The organism is Pseudomonas kielensis (assembly GCF_030505375.1).
Classification (GTDB): Bacteria; Pseudomonadota; Gammaproteobacteria; order Pseudomonadales; family Pseudomonadaceae; genus Aquipseudomonas; species Aquipseudomonas kielensis.
This window is the reverse complement of record NZ_CP130043.1, coordinates 1,646,722-1,661,369: the sequence shown is the minus strand read 5'-3', so window position 1 is coordinate 1,661,369 and position 14,648 is coordinate 1,646,722. Positions and strand designations below refer to the sequence as shown.

Annotated in this window: 13 protein-coding genes and 1 riboswitch; of the genes, 11 read left to right on the top strand and 2 right to left on the bottom strand. The window is 63.2% G+C overall.

Annotated features, from left to right (window positions below; genetic code table 11):
* Positions 1–86: 86 nt before the first annotated feature.
* Both Q1W70_RS07880 and waaA read left to right on the top strand, forming a co-directional pair.
* Positions 87–977, top strand: a complete 891-nt coding sequence (locus Q1W70_RS07880) for a LysR family transcriptional regulator (RefSeq protein WP_166592048.1) — start codon at positions 87–89, stop codon at positions 975–977.
* Positions 978–1,000: 23 nt separating this feature from the next.
* A complete protein-coding gene (gene waaA, locus Q1W70_RS07875; RefSeq protein ID WP_166592047.1) occupies positions 1,001–2,281 on the top strand; it encodes a lipid IV(A) 3-deoxy-D-manno-octulosonic acid transferase in 1,281 nt (426 codons plus the stop codon).
* Between the two features lie 62 nt (positions 2,282–2,343).
* On the opposite strand, the gene Q1W70_RS07870 is transcribed toward waaA, so the two are convergent.
* Positions 2,344–3,777, bottom strand: coding sequence for a TolC family outer membrane protein (locus Q1W70_RS07870; protein WP_166592046.1), 1,434 nt, complete (start codon positions 3,775–3,777; stop codon positions 2,344–2,346).
* A gap of 195 nt (positions 3,778–3,972) precedes the next feature.
* Positions 3,973–4,078, top strand: a riboswitch (TPP riboswitch).
* Between the two features lie 148 nt (positions 4,079–4,226).
* Here Q1W70_RS07870 and thiC point away from each other — a divergent pair.
* Positions 4,227–6,116 (top strand): phosphomethylpyrimidine synthase ThiC, encoded by a 1,890-nt coding sequence (gene thiC, locus Q1W70_RS07865; protein ID WP_182343243.1) that lies wholly within the window; start codon positions 4,227–4,229, stop codon positions 6,114–6,116.
* A 122-nt stretch (positions 6,117–6,238) separates the two neighbouring features.
* Positions 6,239–7,531, top strand: coding sequence for a putative hydroxymethylpyrimidine transporter CytX (gene cytX, locus Q1W70_RS07860; RefSeq protein ID WP_166592044.1), 1,293 nt, complete (start codon positions 6,239–6,241; stop codon positions 7,529–7,531).
* On the opposite strand, the gene Q1W70_RS07855 is transcribed toward cytX, so the two are convergent.
* Complete coding sequence (locus Q1W70_RS07855) at positions 7,500–8,246, bottom strand: RsiV family protein (protein ID WP_182343247.1); 747 nt, start codon at positions 8,244–8,246, stop codon at positions 7,500–7,502. The two genes, cytX and Q1W70_RS07855, sit on opposite strands and share 32 nt — an antisense overlap.
* 226 nt (positions 8,247–8,472) lie before the next feature.
* Between Q1W70_RS07855 and Q1W70_RS07850 the strand changes: the two genes are divergently transcribed.
* From Q1W70_RS07850 to Q1W70_RS07820, 7 genes are all read left to right on the top strand, one after another.
* On the top strand, positions 8,473–9,090 hold the full coding sequence (locus Q1W70_RS07850; RefSeq protein ID WP_166592042.1) for an NUDIX domain-containing protein: 618 nt from the start codon (positions 8,473–8,475) through the stop codon (positions 9,088–9,090).
* Complete coding sequence (locus Q1W70_RS07845) at positions 9,081–9,533, top strand: DUF1249 domain-containing protein (RefSeq protein ID WP_159993402.1); 453 nt, start codon at positions 9,081–9,083, stop codon at positions 9,531–9,533. The genes Q1W70_RS07850 and Q1W70_RS07845 overlap by 10 nt, the downstream gene beginning before the upstream one ends.
* Positions 9,534–9,639: 106 nt before the next feature.
* On the top strand, positions 9,640–10,455 hold the full coding sequence (cpdA, locus tag Q1W70_RS07840; protein WP_166592041.1) for a 3',5'-cyclic-AMP phosphodiesterase: 816 nt from the start codon (positions 9,640–9,642) through the stop codon (positions 10,453–10,455).
* Positions 10,456–10,588: 133 nt separating this feature from the next.
* A complete protein-coding gene (locus Q1W70_RS07835) occupies positions 10,589–11,197 on the top strand; it encodes a YqiA/YcfP family alpha/beta fold hydrolase (protein WP_166592040.1) in 609 nt (202 codons plus the stop codon).
* A gap of 42 nt (positions 11,198–11,239) precedes the next feature.
* Positions 11,240–13,144 (top strand): DNA topoisomerase IV subunit B, encoded by a 1,905-nt coding sequence (parE, locus tag Q1W70_RS07830; RefSeq protein ID WP_166592039.1) that lies wholly within the window; start codon positions 11,240–11,242, stop codon positions 13,142–13,144.
* Complete coding sequence (locus Q1W70_RS07825; protein ID WP_302098738.1) at positions 13,144–14,127, top strand: esterase-like activity of phytase family protein; 984 nt, start codon at positions 13,144–13,146, stop codon at positions 14,125–14,127. Before parE ends, Q1W70_RS07825 begins: the two co-directional genes overlap by 1 nt.
* Positions 14,124–14,645, top strand: a complete 522-nt coding sequence (locus Q1W70_RS07820; RefSeq protein ID WP_166592037.1) for a retropepsin-like aspartic protease family protein — start codon at positions 14,124–14,126, stop codon at positions 14,643–14,645. Before Q1W70_RS07825 ends, Q1W70_RS07820 begins: the two co-directional genes overlap by 4 nt.
* Positions 14,646–14,648: the final 3 nt, after the last annotated feature.

The window sequence follows — 14,648 nt, the reverse complement described above, 5'->3', positions numbered from 1 at the left end:
AAGTGCTGCTTTCTGAGGTCGGCATTCTAGTGTTTCCTCAGATGCGGTAAAGTCATTACCTATCTGATCTGAAGATGGGTTGCAGCATGAGTATTCAGTGGAACCTGGAACAGATGCAGTTGTTCGTCAGCGTCGCCGAGCAGCGTTCGTTTTCCGCCGTGGCCCGCGACCAGCGCAAGGCGCAGTCGGCGGTCAGCAGTTCGATTGCGCTGCTGGAGGCGGACTTGGGTGTCAGCCTGTTCGAGCGTAGCAGCGGCCGCCAGCCACGGCTGACCGAGGCCGGCAGCGCCTTGCTGGAAGAGGCGCGGGAAGTGTTGCGCCAGTGCGAGCGCCTCAACGGTCGGGCGCAGGCCTTGATGCGTGGCCAGGAGGCGCGCCTGCGCCTGGCCCAGGACGAGGCAATGCCTTACCAGCCGGTGCTCGACAGCCTGGAAGCGCTGGCCGAGCAATTCCCCAGCCTGGAGGTGCAACTGGCCAGTGCCGCCCAGGGCGATGTGGCGCGCAAACTGGTGCAGCGCCAGGCCGACCTGGGCCTGCTGTTTTATCACGAGCAGATCCCTGAAGCGCTGGAGCGCCGAGTGCTGGGCAGTGTCGAGATGGTCACCGTGTGTGGCGTGGGGCACCCGCTGGCGGCGGGCGGCCAGGTCAATTGCCAGCAAATGGCCCAGCACCGGCAACTGTTGATGGCCACCCACTCCAGCGTCTACCCCGGCAGTGAACAGGCCAGTCCGCAGGTCTGGCGCGCCGACAGCTTCTACGTGCTGGCGGAGTGGCTGATGCGTGGCCTGGGCTGGGGCTGGTTGCCCCGGCACGTGGTGCAGTACCCCGCTTACCAGGGGCAGATGGTCGAGTTGGTCAGCGAGTGGACCCCGCCGGCGCTGGTGGTGGAACTGGTCTGGCGCCGCGATGAGACGCTGGGGCCGGCGGCACGTTGGCTGGCCGAACGTTTTGCCGTGCAGTTGCAGGCGATTGGCTGAAAAAGCCGATAAACTCCGCCCCCATGAACAGAACCCTCTATACCGCATTGTTTTACCTGGGGCTGCCGTTGGTGGCGATTCGGCTGTGGCTTCGCTCGCGCAAGGCGCCAGCCTACGCCAAGCGTATCGGCGAGCGATTTTCCATTGGCCTGCCGCCGATGGCGCCCGGCGGGATCTGGGTGCATGCCGTGTCGGTGGGCGAAAGCATTGCCGCCGCGCCGATGATTCGGGCGCTGCTGGAACGTTATCCACAGCTGCCGATTACCGTCACCTGCATGACGCCGACCGGCTCGGAGCGAATCCAGGCGCTGTTTGCCAATCAACCGCGAATCCAGCACTGCTACCTGCCGTACGACTTGCCCTGTGCCGCCGCGCGTTTTCTCGACCGGGTCCAGCCCAAGCTGGCGGTGATCATGGAAACCGAGTTGTGGCCCAACCACATCCATCAATGCGCCAAGCGCGGGATTCCCGTGGCGCTGGCCAATGCCCGGCTCTCCGAACGCTCGGCCAAGGGCTACGGGCGTTTTCGCAACCTGACACAGCCGATGCTCGCCGAAATGAGCCTGTTTGCGGTGCAGACCGAAGCCGAAGCCGAGCGCTTCCGGGCACTGGGCGCGCGGGCGGAAACGGTCGAGGTGACGGGTTCGATCAAATTCGACCTGAGTATCGACCCCAGCTTGCTGCAACGTGCCAGTGATTTGCGCGAGCAATGGCAGGCGACCCAGCGGCCGGTGTGGATCGCCGCGAGCACCCACGAGGGTGAAGACGAGGTCGTGCTGGCAGCTCATCGGCAGTTGCTCGCCAGCCATCCGGACGCATTGCTGATTCTGGTGCCACGTCATCCGGAGCGCTTCAACTCGGTGTTCGAGCTGTGTCAGCAACAGGGATTCAACACGGTCCGTCGCTCCAGCGGGGCAGCGGTCAGCGCCGCTACCTCGGTGCTGCTCGGCGATACCATGGGTGAACTGTTGTTTCTCTATGCCCTGGCGGACAGCGCGTTTGTCGGTGGCAGCCTGGTGCCGAACGGCGGGCATAACCTGCTGGAGCCGGCGGCATTGGCCAAGCCGGTACTCAGTGGCCCGCACCTGTTCAACTTCCTCGAGATCGCAGCGTTGATGCGCAATGCCAAGGCCCTGCAGGAAGTGGAGGACGCCCACGGACTGGCGGTGGCCGTGCAGCGCCTGTTCGAACTGCCCCGCGATGCGCAGCAAATGGCCGAGGCCGGGCTGACCGTGATGCGCGCCAACCAGGGCGCCTTGCAGCGTTTGCTGGATGGGTTGGGGCGCTTGCTCGATAGGTCCTGAATACACCGAGCCCCTTGTGGGAGCGGGCCGGGCGGCGCTCCTACAAGGGTTTGAGTGCTAGCTCAAGGCCGGGCTTTCAACTGCTCGGCCGCAGCCTTGGCCAGGTCCGGGGGCAGGAAGTCCTTGTCCGGGTTGTAGTCGGCCTTGAGGTAGCGCTTGAGGTCTTGCAGGTCGCCCGGGCTCAGGGTGCCGGCCGCCTGTTTCAGGCGCAGGTTGTCGAGGATGTAGTCGTAGCGGCTGTTGTTGTAGTTGCGCACCGAGGTGTACAGCTGGCGCTGGGCGTCGAGCACGTCGACGATGTTGCGTGTCCCCACCTGATAACCGATTTCAGTGGCTTCCACCGCGCTCTGGTTGGAGATGATCGACTGGCGGCGCGCTTGCACCTGCTCGACATCGCTGTTGACCGCGCGGTGCAGGTTGCGGGTGTTCTCCACCACCTGGCGGCGCAGCGATTCACGTTGTTGCTCGCTCTGGTCCAGGCGGGCATACGACTCGCGGACCTGGGAGTTGATCAGGCCGCCGCTGTAGATCGGAATGTTCAGTTGCAGGCCGACGGTGGTCTGGGTGACGTCGCCACTGTAGGGCTGGCCGAACGCACTTGGGTTGCTGAAGCCGAAGGCGTCGTTGTCCCCTTTCTTGTACTGCGCCACGGCATCGACGGTCGGGGCATGCCCGGCCTTGCGTTGCTTGAGGGTTTCCTCGGCCGCGCTGACCGCGTAGTTGCTGGCCAGCAGGTTGAGGTTCTGCTGCGCGGCGGTGTCGACCCAGGCCTTGGCGTCATTGGGCGTCGGCGGCAGGATCGGCAAAGTGTGGACGATGCCCTGGATCGAGTTGTACTGCCGGTTGGTCAGGGTGATCAGGGCCTCGAACGCGTTATCCACCTGTTGCTGGGCGAGGATCCGGTTGGCGCGGGCCGTGTCATAACTGGCTTGCGACTGCAGCACGTCGGTCTTGTCCGAGAGGCCCACGTCGAAGCGCTCGTTGGACTGGTCCAGTTGGCGCTTGAAGGCGGCTTCTTCGGCTTTGGTCGAGGCCAGGTTGTCCTGGGTACGCAGCACGTTGAAGTAGGTCTGGGCGGTCTGCAGGATCAGGTCCTGCTCGGTGGCCGAGAGCTGCAGTGCGGCTTGTTCGTTGACGTCCTTGGCCGCCTGGAACTGGAACCAGCGGTCGGCGCGGAACAGCGGCTGGGCCAGGGTGGCCTGGTAGAAATGCGCGTTGCGGTTGGCGATGGCGGCCGGGGTGTCGATGTCGGTCCGCACGTTGGCGATTTCCGCACCACCGGAGAGGTTCGGCAGCAAGCCGGCGCGCGACTGGGGCACGACTTCCTTTTGCGCGCCATATTGGGCGCGGGCCGCCGCGAGGTCGGCGTTGTTGTCGACTGCCTCCTGATAGACGCTGACCAGGTCGGTCTTGGTCGACAGGGGCGTGTCTGCTGCCCAGGCCATTCCATTGGACGCACAAGACACGGCGAGAGCCAGTGAGAGTTTGCGCAGCATGAGGCGATCCCTAGAAGTGAAAATGCGACAAGAAATAGAGCGCCAAGCTACGGCGCGGGCCCGTCAGCGTCAAGGCGCGGCAGGGCGTAGCGAGTGTAGTGGTGGTGATCTGGAGCAACAATCGTGCAATTGCGCCATTCATCACGCTGTTTAATCCGGGGTTGGCGTTCTTGGGTGGTTATGTCTAGACTGGCCGGGTTCTTGTCGGGGTGCCTTGCTATGAGGCTGAGATCGAATAATTTCGGATCCCGTTGAACCTGATCAGGTTAGCGCCTGCGTAGGGAACAAGATTTCTCGTCACCCGGCGAGTCCTCTTGTGCTTCGTCCGGGATATTGTTCGACAATCGAACGCTTCGCGAGATGATGCACAGCACCATTCCTGGTGCCTCCGTGCCTTTCAGGTTCTGCTCCGACAATCCACTGCCTGGATGCTGTCTGGAGAGCCCGTGATGACCACAAAACTAAAAAATGCGACCCACCTGAGTGAATCGGCCAAGGTCGATCAACAATCGGTGCAGCCCTTTACCCGCTCGCAAAAAATTTATGTCCAGGGCTCTCGCCCGGACATTCTGGTGCCGATGCGCGAAATCAGCCTGGATGTCACCCCGACCGACTTCGGCGGTGAAATCAATGCGCCTGTCGTGGTCTACGACACCTCCGGCCCCTACACCGACCCGAACGTCATCATCGACGTGCGCAAAGGCCTCGCCGACGTGCGTTCGCCGTGGATCGAAGCCCGTGGCGACACCGAGCGCCTGCCCGGCCTGAGCTCCAACTTCGGCCAGGAACGCCTGGCCGATGCCGAACTCACCAAGCTGCGCTTCGCCCACGTCAACAACCCGCGCCGCGCCAAGGCCGGGGCCAACGTCAGCCAGATGCACTACGCCCGCCAAGGCATCATCACCGCCGAGATGGAATACGTCGCCATCCGCGAAAACATGAAGCTGGAAGTGGCCCGCGCCGCCGGCCTGCTGGATCAGCAACACGCCGGCCACAGCTTCGGCGCCAGCGTGCCGAAAATCATCACCCCGGAATTCGTGCGCGAGGAAATCGCCCGCGGTCGCGCGATCATCCCGGCCAACATCAACCACACCGAACTGGAACCGATGATCATCGGCCGTAACTTCCTGGTGAAGATCAACGGCAACATCGGCAACAGCGCCCTGGGATCGTCCATCGAAGAAGAAGTGGCGAAACTGACCTGGGGCATTCGCTGGGGGTCGGACACGGTCATGGACTTGTCCACCGGCAAGCACATTCACGAAACCCGTGAATGGATCATCCGCAACTCGCCAGTGCCCATCGGCACCGTGCCGATCTACCAAGCCCTGGAGAAAGTCGGCGGCGCCGCCGAAGACCTGACCTGGGAGCTGTTCCGCGACACCCTGATCGAACAGGCCGAGCAGGGCGTCGACTACTTCACCATCCACGCTGGCGTGTTGCTGCGCTATGTGCCGCTGACCGCCAAGCGCGTGACCGGCATCGTCTCCCGTGGCGGCTCGATCATGGCCAAGTGGTGCCTGGCGCATCACAAGGAAAACTTCCTCTACACCCATTTCGAAGACATCTGCGAAATCATGAAGGCCTACGACGTCAGCTTCTCGCTGGGCGATGGCCTGCGTCCGGGGTCGATTGCCGACGCCAACGACGCCGCCCAATTCGGTGAGCTGGAAACCCTCGGCGAGCTGACCAAGATTGCCTGGAAACACGACGTGCAGTGCATGATCGAAGGCCCGGGCCACGTGCCGATGCAGTTGATCAAGGAGAACATGGACAAGCAGCTGGAGTGCTGCGACGAGGCGCCGTTCTACACCCTCGGCCCGCTGACCACTGACATCGCCCCGGGTTACGACCACATCACCTCGGGCATCGGTGCCGCCATGATCGGTTGGTTCGGCTGCGCCATGCTCTGCTACGTCACGCCCAAGGAGCACCTGGGCCTGCCGAACAAGGATGACGTGAAGACCGGGATCATCACCTACAAGATCGCCGCCCACGCCGCCGACCTTGCGAAGGGCCACCCGGGCGCACAGATCCGCGACAACGCCTTGAGCAAGGCGCGGTTCGAGTTCCGCTGGGAAGACCAGTTCAACCTCGGCCTGGACCCGGACACCGCCCGTTCGTACCACGATGAGACCCTGCCGAAGGACTCGGCCAAGGTCGCGCACTTCTGCTCCATGTGCGGGCCGAAATTCTGCTCGATGAAAATCACCCAGGAAGTCCGCGAGTATGCGGCCAACCAGCGGATCGACGCGGTGGACGTGGACGTTGCCCAAGGCCTGGCCGACCAGGCCGAGCGCTTCAAGCAGGAAGGCAGCCAGCTGTACAAGAAAGTCTAGCTACGAGCTACGAGCTGCAAGCGGCAAGCTACAAGCTAGAAGCTGTCCGCGTACCGCTTCTAACTTGCAGCTTGCAGCTTGCAGCTCGTAGCTTTTTTCTGCCCCTCTTCGAGATAACACCCTTGAGCATTCAACCCAGCACGTACTCCCCCGATATCGCGGTGCCGACCGACAAACGTGTCTTCGGCGGGCGTGATCTGTTTTCCCTGTGGTTTTCCCTCGGCATCGGCCTGATGGTCCTGCAGACCGGCGCCTTGCTCGCACCGGGTCTGGGCCTGTCGGGTTCGTTGCTGGCGATTTTCCTCGGCACCCTGGTTGGCGTGCTGCTGCTGGCGGCCGTCGGCGTGATCGGCAGCGACACCGGCCTGTCGTCAATGGCCGCGCTCAAATTGAGCCTGGGCAGCAAGGGCGCAAGCCTGCCGGCGCTGCTCAACCTGCTGCAACTGATCGGTTGGGGCTCGTTCGAAATCATCGTCATGCGCGATGCCGCCAGCTTGCTGGGCGCCCGCGGATTCAGCGAGGGCAGCCTGATGGCCAGTCCGCTGATGTGGACCCTGTTCTTCGGCGCCCTGGCGACCCTGCTGGCGGTGAGCGGCCCGCTGACGTTCGTGCGGCAGATCCTGCGCAAGTGGGGCATCTGGCTGTTGCTGGCAGCGTGCATCTGGCTGACCTGGAACCTGCTGGCCAAGGCTGACCTGGCCGAGTTGTGGGCCCAGGCCGGTGATGGATCGATGCCGTTTGCCGTGGGGTTCGACATTGCGATCGCCATGCCCCTGTCCTGGTTGCCGCTGATTGCGGACTATTCGCGGTTCGGCAAGCGCGCGAAGAATGTCTTCGGCGGCACGGCGCTGGGCTTTTTCATCGGTAACTTCTGGCTGATGAGCCTGGGCGTGGCCTACACCCTGGCGTTTGCCCCCAGCGGTGACGTGAATGCCTTGCTGTTGGCGCTGGCCGGTGCCGGCCTGGGGATTCCGCTGTTGTTGATCCTGCTCGACGAGTCGGAAAACGCCTTTGCCGACATTCACTCGGCGGCGGTGTCCAGCGCGACCCTGTCACGGCTCAAGGTCGAGCACCTGGCATTGGCCATCGGTGTGATCTGCACCCTGATCGCCCTGCTGGCGCCACTGGCCCAGTACCAGAACTTCCTGCTGCTGATCGGCTCGGTGTTCGCGCCCTTGTTCGGCGTGGTACTGGTGGATCACTTCATCCTGCGCAAGCGCGGTGCCCAGGCCACCTCAGCCGCGTTGCGCGGGTCGGCCCTGTGCGCCTGGTTGGGCGGGGTGGTCACCTATCACTTGCTGGCCAATCTTTACCCTGAGCTTGGGGCAACCCTGCCGGCGCTGATCCTGGCAGGGCTGTTGCAGCTGGTGCTGGGCCGTATCGTTACTTTCGGGCGGGAAACAGCTCGGGCTTGAGGATGCCACCCAGGCGCGAGTACGGAATCTTCAACTCGACGTGGCCCAGGGCGTAAGGCGCAATGGTGTTCACGTCGTACTTGAGCATCACCCCGGCGGTGGTCAGGGCCACGTTGGGGGTTTGCTTGAACGGCCAGGCCTTGAGGAATTCCGCTTCCTGATCCAGGCGGGTGCTGATCAGCCAGCTGTTGTGCGCCACCTGGGCGGCTTTCCAGAACGCCTGTTCCTCGCCCGGCTTGAGCATATCGGCCAGGGTCAGCACTTTGTGCTCCTGGCGCGAGTAGTTGATGAAGCCGCGTCCCGGCTTGCCCGTGGCGGTGCCGTTGTCCAGATAGCTGGACAGCTCGATGATCACCAGTCCGTCATGCTGCTCGCGTACCTTGGCCTGCAAGTAGCTGCTGTTGCGCGGGGCGGCATCGCGCAGGAACTGCTCGCGATAGGCCGCCAGCGAGGCGGGCAGCGGTGCATCGGCGGTGCTGCGGGTCATTTGCAGCAGGCGTCGTTCGATGATGCCATCCAGTTGCGGCTCGCCGGGGAAGCGCACGGTGTCGATGTTGACCAGCGGGCACTCGGCACCGCTGCAGCCTGGCTTGACGGTCTCGGCGGTGTCGCGCAAGGTTTCCAGCGGCGCTTTGTAGCTAGGCTCGAACAGGCTTTGGCAGGCGCCCAGGGTCAGGGCGATGCAGGCCACGGAGGCGATTTTCAAAAGTGACATGGGCGTCCTTCATGGATCAAGGGTAAGCAAAAAGTTACCGGCTTCGACTGCCAGCGGGGCGGTCAGTTCGCCACTAAGCTCAATAGTGTCAATTAGAGTAGGTTTGCCCCCCTGCCGTCTATCCCGGCAACTGCAAAGGGGCTGCATCAAAGGTGGCGAGCGCGTTAGGATGGCGCGAAGTCGAGGTTGGAGCCTCGTAGCGGATCTGCAGTAGACGAGGATTGAGATGACTGATTTTGCCAATGCCACCCCGACTGTCGTTGACATCGTGCGCACCGAGAACTGCCACAAGGGCTTCTACCAGCTCGACCGGGTGCACCTGCGCCATGAGCTGTTTGCCGGTGGCATGAGCCGGGAAATCAATCGCGAACTGTTCGTGCGCCACGATGCAGTCTGCGTCCTGCCCTACGATCCGCAGCACGACCGAGTGGTGTTGATCGAGCAATTTCGCGTGGGGGCATTGAGCAAGACCGACAACCCGTGGTTGATCGAACTGGTCGCCGGTCTGATCGACAAGGACGAACAACCGGAAGAAGTTGCTCACCGTGAAGCGCAGGAGGAAGCTGGGCTTGAGTTCACGGGGTTGTGGCCGATGCTCAAGTATTTCCCGTCGCCAGGCGCTAGCACCGAATACGTGCACCTGTACCTGGGGCGGTGTGACAGCACGGGGGCTGGCGGCCTGCACGGGTTGCTGGAGGAAGCAGAAGATATTCGCGTCACAGTCTGGGACTTTGAAGATGCCCTGCAGGCCGTGCGTGATGGGCGGATTTCCAACGCGGCGAGCATTATTGCCTTGCAATGGCTGGCTTTGAACCGCGTTGAAGTGAGGGGGCTATGGTCGTAAACAAACAACGCGACCGCTATCGGGTCGACCTGGTGGGGCTGCAAAGCGCCTGCGAGGCCAACTATGCCCGCTTGCTGCGGCTGCTGCCGGACATGCGCAATACGCCGGCGGCGCGGCGCATCGCCATGACCCAGGGCGACCAGATGCTCGGGGTGCTGACCCTCGAGGTCCTGCTGACCTGTCCCTACACCACCACCCTGCGCGTGCGCCAGGAACACAGCCTGCCCTGGCTGCCGGTGCCGCAATTGGAGGTGCAGGTCTATCACGATGCGCGCATGGCCGAAGTGGTCAGCGCCGAACATGCGCGGCGTTTTCGCGGCATCTATCCTTACCCCAATGCCTTCATGCACCAGCCTGACGAAAAGTCCCAGCTCAACGTCTTCCTCGGCGAATGGCTGAGCCATTGCCTGGCGTGCGGGCACGAATACGAAGTGGTGCGTTAAGCGGCAGATGTGAACTGTGTCCGGTTCACGGCTTTCCTCTTTTACCCATGCCCCAGCATAATTGCGCCACTTATCCACCCGCGTGATCGCGCCTTGGGAGAACGCCTTGCCGAGCGTATCGACTCTGACCGCCAACGACCCGGTTCTGCTGGTGCAGCTTTCCGACAGCCATCTGTACGCCGAGGCTGACCGCACGCTGCTGGGCATGAACACCCGCGACAGCCTGACGGCGGTGATCGAACTGGTGCGGGCGCAACAGCCCCGGGTGGACCTGGTGATCGCCACGGGTGACCTGTCCCAGGACGGCACCTTGGCCTCCTATCAGCTGTTTCGCCACTTGAGCGAGCAGATCGACGCGCCTGCCCGCTGGATTCCGGGCAACCATGACGAGCCGCAGGTCATGGCCCAGGCGGCAGTGCAGAGTTCGCTGCTGGAACCATTGCTGGACATCGGCAACTGGCGGATCACCTTGCTCGACTCGGCCGTGCCGGGCTCGGTACCGGGGTACCTGCAGGACGACCAGCTGCAATTACTCGCCCGCGCCCTGAGCGAAGCACCCGAACGCCATCATCTGGTGTGTTTCCATCATCACCCGGTGCTCATTGGCTGTCCGTGGATGGAACCAATCGGCCTGCGCAATCCTGAAGCGCTGTTTGCCGTGCTCGACCGCTTTCCCCAGGTGCGTGCCGTGTTATGGGGGCATGTGCATCAGGAAGTCGATCAACTGCGCAACAGCGTGCGGTTGCTGGCATCGCCTTCGACCTGTATCCAGTTCGAACCCGGCAGCGAAGACTTCCGGGTCGATACCCTGGCACCCGGCTATCGCTGGCTGCGTCTGTTGCCCGATGGGCGGCTGGAGACCGGTGTGGAGCGGGTCATCGGGTTCGATTTCACGGTCGATTACGGTTCTGACGGTTACTGAACTTTCCTCTGAAAGTAAATCTGGCGGCCCGCACATCTTGTAGACACCCAGCACATGTGTGAGCGAGCCTGCTCGCGATATGCCCGACTCCCTGTAAACTGCGCTTTCTTTTGCCGACCGCCAGGGAGCTCAAATGTCCGGTTCGATCCTCTACATCCATGGCTTCAACAGCGCGCCTTCGTCGAAAAAGGCCAGCCAGTTGATCGGCGTGATGGAACGTCTGGGGCTGGCTGACCAATTGCGCGTTCCGGCCCTGCATCATCACCCGCGTGAGGCCATCGGTCAGTTACAGCAGGCGATTGCCGAGCTGGGACGGCCACTGCTGGTCGGCAGCTCACTCGGCGGCTACTATGCCACTCACTTGGCCGAGCTCCATGGCCTCAAGGCCCTGCTGGTCAACCCTGCCGTCAGCCCGCACCGGATGTTCGACGGCTACCTGGGGACGCAGCAGAACCTGTATACCGAACAAACCTGGGAATTGACCCACGACCACATCACGGCCCTGGCCGAGCTGGAAGTGCCGGCGCCCCGGGACCCACAGCGCTACCAGGTGTGGCTGCAGACCGGCGACGAAACGCTGGACTATCGCCTCGCCCAACAGTATTACCGAGCCTGTGCGTTGCGCATCCAGGCCGGCGGCGACCATAGTTTCCAGGGATTTGCCGGGCAGATGCCGGCCCTGTTGAGTTTTGCCGGCATTGGCGCAGATGTGTACCAGGCGATCGATTTCACAGCATTGTGAACCCTTGCCCCTATTTTCATGAACGACTGACGACGAGACCCCATGGCCACTCCCAGCGCTAGCTCTTATAACGCAGACGCCATCGAAGTCCTCTCGGGCCTCGACCCGGTGCGTAAACGCCCCGGCATGTACACCGACACCAGTCGGCCGAACCACCTTGCCCAGGAAGTCATCGACAACAGTGTCGACGAGGCCTTGGCCGGGCACGCCAAATCGGTCCAGGTCATCCTCCACGCCGACCACTCGCTGGAAGTCAGCGATGATGGCCGCGGCATGCCGGTGGATATCCACCCGGAAGAGGGTGTCTCGGGCGTCGAACTGATCCTCACCAAGCTGCACGCCGGCGGCAAGTTCTCCAACAAGAACTACCAGTTCTCCGGGGGTTTGCACGGGGTCGGCATTTCGGTGGTCAACGCCCTGTCGACCGAGGTCCGGGTGCGGGTCAAGCGTGACGGCAACGAATACCAGATGACGTTCGCCGACGGTTACAAGAAGACCGAGCTGGAAGTGGTCGGCAGTGTCGGCAAGCGCAACACCGGCACCAGCGTGTTCTTTGCCCCGGATCCGAAGTATTTCGATTCGCCGAAATTCTCCATCAGCCGCCTCAAGCACGTGCTCAAGGCCAAGGCCGTGTTGTGCCCGGGGTTGCTGGTCAGTTTTGAAGACAAGGCCAGCGGCGAAAAAGTCGAATGGCATTACGAAGACGGCCTGCGTTCCTACCTGGTGGACGCGGTCAGCGAATTCGAGCGCCTGCCGGACGAGCCGTTCTGCGGCAGCCTGGCCGGTAACAAGGAAGCGGTCGACTGGGCGCTGCTGTGGTTGCCCGAAGGCGGCGACAGCGTGCAGGAAAGCTACGTCAACCTGATCCCTACGGCGCAGGGCGGCACCCACGTCAACGGCCTGCGTCAGGGCCTGCTTGATGCGATGCGCGAGTTCTGCGAATTCCGCAGCCTGTTGCCCCGTGGGGTGAAGCTGGCGCCGGAAGACGTCTGGGAGCGCATCGCGTTTGTCCTGTCGATGAAAATGCAGGAACCGCAATTCTCCGGCCAGACCAAGGAACGCCTGTCGTCCCGCGAGGCGGCGGCGTTTGTTTCCGGGGTGGTCAAGGACGCGTTCAGCCTGTGGCTCAACGCCAACCCGGAAACCGGCATGCTCCTGGCGGAGCTGGCGATCAACAACGCCGGCCGTCGCCTCAAGGCCAGCAAGAAAGTCGAGCGTAAACGCATTACCTCCGGTCCGGCCCTGCCGGGCAAGCTCGCCGACTGCGCCGGGCAGGACCCGATGCGCTCCGAACTGTTCCTGGTGGAAGGTGACTCCGCCGGCGGCTCGGCCAAACAGGCGCGGGACAAAGAGTTCCAGGCGATCCTGCCGCTGCGCGGCAAGATCCTCAACACCTGGGAGGTGGACGGCAGCGAAGTGCTGGCCAGCCAGGAAGTGCACAACATTGCCGTCGCCATTGGTGTCGATCCGGGCGCGGCGGACATGAGCCAGCTGCGCTACGGCAAGATCTGCATCCTCGCCGACGCCGACTCCGATGGCTTGCACATCGCCACCTTGCTCTGCGCCTTGTTCGTCCAGCATTTCCGTCCGCTGGTGGATGCCGGTCACGTCTACGTGGCGATGCCGCCGCTGTACCGGATCGACCTCGGCAAGGAAATCTACTACGCCCTCGACGAAGCCGAGCGCGACGGTATCCTCGACCGCCTGGTGGCCGAGAAGAAACGCGGCAAGCCCCAGGTCACCCGATTCAAAGGCCTGGGTGAAATGAACCCGCCGCAATTGCGCGAAACCACCATGGACCCGAACACCCGGCGCCTGGTGCAATTGACCCTGGATGATTTTGCCGCCACGTCGGAAATGATGGACATGCTGCTGGCGAAGAAACGTGCCGGTGATCGCAAGTCCTGGCTGGAGTCCAAGGGCAACCTGGCCGAGGTTCTGGCCTGATGCGGAGCGGTTTCGCCCTCCCATGGTTGCTGCTGGCGGGGGCTGCGTTTGCGCAGCCGGTGCCTGAGCTGACAATGCTCTCCGAGCATGCCGTGCAAGGCATGCACGGCGGCAATCTGTCGGGGTTGGCGCAATGCGGCAATGACCTGTGGACGGTTTCTGATCGCGACGATGGGCAGCTCTATCGTCTCGCCACGGGTGAGGGCGTCTGGCAGGCCGAAGCGGTGCCCATCGACGTGCCACCGGTGCCGGACAGCGGCCTGCCCTGGGGCCTGAAGTCGCGCACCTGGGCGTCATCTATCGTGCGCGGTGGCAACCTCGACTTCGAGGGCATCAGCTGCGACAAGGCTGGCAATCGCTACATCGTCAGCGAGGCCCATGCGGCCGTGTTGCAGGTGCCGCCGACGGGCGCTGCGCAATGGCTGAAGATTTCCCCGATGCTGGTGCGCGAAGCCCGGGCCAGTGGCATGTTGCTGCACTTCAATGCGCTGTTCGAGGGCCTGGCTGTCGACCCTGAGGGTGGCCAGCTGTGGCTGGCGGCCGAGCGCGAGCGGCGCGGGCTGTTGCGGCTCAAGCGGCAACAGACCGTGTGGGATTGCGACGGCGCCTGCGTACTGCTCAGCGAAGCCGGCACGCAGATGCAGCCGGCGCAGTTTCCCCATGCCCGGCCGGTCTCCCGGGACTTCGCCGACCTGGCGTGGTTCGATGGCAAGCTCTTTACCCTGGAACGCAACGCCTATGAAATCTGCCGCCGTGACGTGGTGACGGCCAAGGTCGAGCGTTGCTGGTCGTTTGCCGCTGATGCCTTGCAGGCGCCGCGGCGTTATCCACAAGCCTACGGCCTGGCCGAGGCGCTGGTGATCGACGCCACGGGAGCCTGGATCGGTATCGACAACAACAACGGCACCCGCGCTGACGGCGAAGTCCGCCCGATCGTCTGGCGCTTCGCAGCGCCGCAGGGTGGCTGGAGCAGCAAGCCATGAGTCAGCAGGCGCCGGGCAAGCGCGCCGGTCGGGTGTTGCTGGTGCTCGCCTGGTGTGCCGGGCTGTACCTGGCGACGCAGTTTTTCGGCGCCTGGGAAAAGCGTCAGGAAAACCCCAATACCCAGGTCAGCTCGCAGCAGGGGGAGGGGTTTATCGAGGTGAAGCTGGTGGGCAACGGCCAGGGACACTTCGTTGCCGATGGCCAGATCAACGGCCAGCCGGTGAACTTCATGCTCGATACCGGGGCGACCGATGTGTCGATCCCGGCCGGCCTGGCCCAGCGGCTGAACCTGGAAAAAGGTGCCACGGTCACCCTGAGCACGGCCAATGGCCGCAGCCAGGGCTACCGGACTCGACTGCAACAACTGAAACTGGGCGACATTGTCTTGCATGACGTGCGCGCCCTGGTGGCGCCAGGCTTGAGCGGCGATCAAGTGCTGCTGGGCATGAGCGCCCTGAAACAACTCGAATTTACCCAGCGCGGCGGCACCTTGCTGCTGCGCCAGACAACGAAATGATGA